This window comes from Paenibacillus sp. N3.4 (assembly GCF_008017805.1).
Taxonomy (GTDB): Bacteria; Bacillota; Bacilli; order Paenibacillales; family NBRC-103111; genus Paenibacillus_E.
The window spans coordinates 1-2,429 of sequence record NZ_VRTT01000177.1; the positions used below are offsets into that span (position 1 = coordinate 1).

The 2,429-nt window shown below is 39.5% G+C and carries 4 protein-coding genes; 1 reads left to right on the forward strand and 3 read right to left on the reverse strand.

Going from position 1 to position 2,429, the window contains the following annotated elements; genetic code table 11:
* Positions 1-212: 212 nt before the first annotated feature.
* Positions 213-605 carry a DUF3992 domain-containing protein gene (locus FU659_RS34745; protein WP_147951703.1) on the reverse strand — a complete coding sequence of 131 codons (393 nt, stop codon included), beginning with the start codon at positions 603-605 and terminating at the stop codon, positions 213-215.
* 214 nt (positions 606-819) lie between these two features.
* Positions 820-1,197: a DUF3992 domain-containing protein gene (locus FU659_RS34750; RefSeq protein WP_147951704.1), complete on the reverse strand. Its 378-nt coding sequence runs from the start codon at positions 1,195-1,197 to the stop codon at positions 820-822.
* Between the two features lie 198 nt (positions 1,198-1,395).
* Between FU659_RS34750 and FU659_RS34755 the strand changes: the two genes are divergently transcribed.
* Complete coding sequence (locus FU659_RS34755) at positions 1,396-1,827, forward strand: S-Ena type endospore appendage (protein ID WP_147951705.1); 432 nt, start codon at positions 1,396-1,398, stop codon at positions 1,825-1,827.
* A gap of 60 nt (positions 1,828-1,887) precedes the next feature.
* Here the strand turns inward: FU659_RS34755 and FU659_RS34760 are convergent, their stop codons facing one another.
* Positions 1,888-2,310 carry a hypothetical protein gene (locus FU659_RS34760; RefSeq protein WP_261808251.1) on the reverse strand — a complete coding sequence of 141 codons (423 nt, stop codon included), beginning with the start codon at positions 2,308-2,310 and terminating at the stop codon, positions 1,888-1,890.
* Positions 2,311-2,429 lie beyond the last annotated feature (119 nt).

The following is a 2,429-nucleotide window of genomic DNA, read 5'->3' on the forward strand; positions in this document are numbered from 1 at the left end:
CATGAAACCTTTAACTTCTTAAGTAAGAACTAAAGGTAAATAGAGAAATGGAATAATGACAAAAGAACAGCTCTGTTCGCATCATCTGCGACAGAACCGTTCTTTGAGTTACATCGGATTTCTTGCTATTTTCGCTCCAAAGTAATTAATAAAGAAGTAGATATTTTTATATAAATATCGAATCGTCTTTTTTAAATTACAGATGTATGCCATTAGCCTAAGGGATAACGTGGAGTTAAACAGAACTCTCCTTGGTATGGAGGTGTGAATGGAGCAGCTCCTGTTCCTGTTAATGTTATTGAAGTAAAGCCGCTTTTGGTAAATGCAAGACTAGCACCTACAATTAGAGTATCAGTTTCCACTATAGTAGCACCAAGCAGAAATGTAACTGTTACGTCACCACCCGTCGGTCCACTTTCTAATGAGATTGTTCCGGATACAAACGTTTTAGATGGATTTGTATTTAGCGCATAGATGGTGATCAGAGGTGTAACGGATGTTATTGTATAAGGAGCACACAATTTATCCTGCACAAATGAGGTTTGACTACAACACTCATGATTGCCTACTGCTAAGGTTTGATTATTACAGCTACATCCACTCATAAATTAGGTTTCCTCCTCTAACTAATAAATCAGTAATGAATAATTAAATACATATCTTTGATACATTCTGTATCGAATTGAAAACACGTCCAGATGCAACGGTATATTCGATTAATGGTTAATTTCATGGATTACTTGCTATTTTACCCCAAGGTAGCCAATAAACGCGTCCATAAAATATCGGAGTTCTTTTCCAAATTTCAGATCCATGCCATTAACCTAAGGGATACCGTGGAGTTAAACAGAACTCTCCTTGGTATGGAGGTGTGAATGGAGCAGCTCCTGTTCCTGATAATGTTATCGAAGTAAAGCCATTTTTGGTAAATGCAAGAGTAGCGCCTACAGGTAAAGTTTCAGTTTCTACTGTAGTAGCACCAAGCAGAAATGTAACTGTTACGTCACCACCCGTCGGTCCACTTTCTAATGATATTGTTCCGGATACAAACGTTTTAGTTGGATTTGTATTGAGTGCGTAAATGACCTGAGCCGCAGCGGTTGTCAAAGTATAATTAGCACACAATTTATCCTGCACAAATGAGGTTTGACTGCAACACGCATGATCGCCTTCCACTATACTGTTACATCCACTCATGGATAATGTTCCTCCCCTATATAGTATTGAATATAAATATACGTAGCTAGGGTATAGCTTGTATCCGCATGTACCTGATAACAAACCCATTTTTACCGCATATTCGATAAATGGTTATATTCCTTAGTACGGTTTACCTATAGCATAAATAAACTAAATTCAATAGGAAGGTTATATTTGATGGGGAGGTTTGGGGATATGAAAGCAGTTACTCAAACGACAAAGCAAAAGATAGTTGTTAATGTTAAAACAGGCTGCTGCCGCTCATCAAAGAGGAAAAAAAGGAAATGCAAAGTGAAACGAAGATTTGATGTATGCGAAAAAATATGCGGTCAAATTTTTCAAAAATGTGATGGGAAAGTCCGTGTTTACTTTCGAACTGTAGGTATTCGCCACCCATCTACAAGTGTCTTAAAAATCGCAAACGAATCGGAATGCCAAGTGAAAGCTATCATAAATTGGGGCTCAAAAAGGAAAATAATTGAGCAGACAATAGATGAATATCAGGAAGCCGCTTTTGTTGTACGCTCTATTAAAAACTTTAAAATAATGTGTACCAAAACGAACGAAGAGGATAAAATCTGCAAAGGCAAATTCGAATTAATGATTTGCTCAAGAAGATCATATTGAAAATCTGCGGTAGGGTGGGCTGATGGGAAACGCACTTAAGTATGCGATTCTATTTCCCCTCTATGCGATTTGCGTAATAACAAGGTGTGCTGAAACAGGCCTTGTTCCTCCAGCGAGAGGAGTGATGGTAAGTGCTGTGGAATTGCCAGCAGGGTTTCGTACAGTGAGTATTGAATTGATGACTGTTGTTTGCACAAGAGCCATACCTATTATCTGAGAAGTACCTGTTGCTCGCCCGACCACCGTATAGGCTAGGTCAGCGCCGTTGAGAGTTAAAATCAGTTGGCCTGCTTCGGTCACACTCACCTGAAACAAGACCTGATAAGTGCCAATTGCGGACAAGTTAAAAGTACTTGTTCCAGTACGGGTAATAACAGTTCCACTGGTAGGTCCATTTTGTGGGAAACTTACGTCTGTGCCGGGAGCAATTGTTGCTGCGTTATCAGAAGGCATCAACGCATAAAAATCTGCAAAGCTTAACATGTTTACTGTCGTGCATCTACGTAAGCGTCAAACAGCCCCCACCATGCAGTCATGTTGAGGGCTTTCGTATACTGTAATTATTGTTTAAATACTCGGCAAGCGAGCGGTAGCGTCGGCGA

Excerpts from the sequence above, each read along its gene's own strand:
- FU659_RS34745 (WP_147951703.1), bottom strand. The coding sequence starts at position 605 with ATGAGTGGATGTAGCTGTAATAATCAAACCTTAGCAGTAGGCAATCAT.
- FU659_RS34750 (WP_147951704.1), bottom strand. The coding sequence starts at position 1,197 with ATGAGTGGATGTAACAGTATAGTGGAAGGCGATCATGCGTGTTGCAGT.
- FU659_RS34755 (WP_147951705.1), top strand. The coding sequence starts at position 1,396 with ATGAAAGCAGTTACTCAAACGACAAAGCAAAAGATAGTTGTTAATGTT.
- FU659_RS34760 (WP_261808251.1), bottom strand. The coding sequence starts at position 2,310 with ATGTTAAGCTTTGCAGATTTTTATGCGTTGATGCCTTCTGATAACGCA.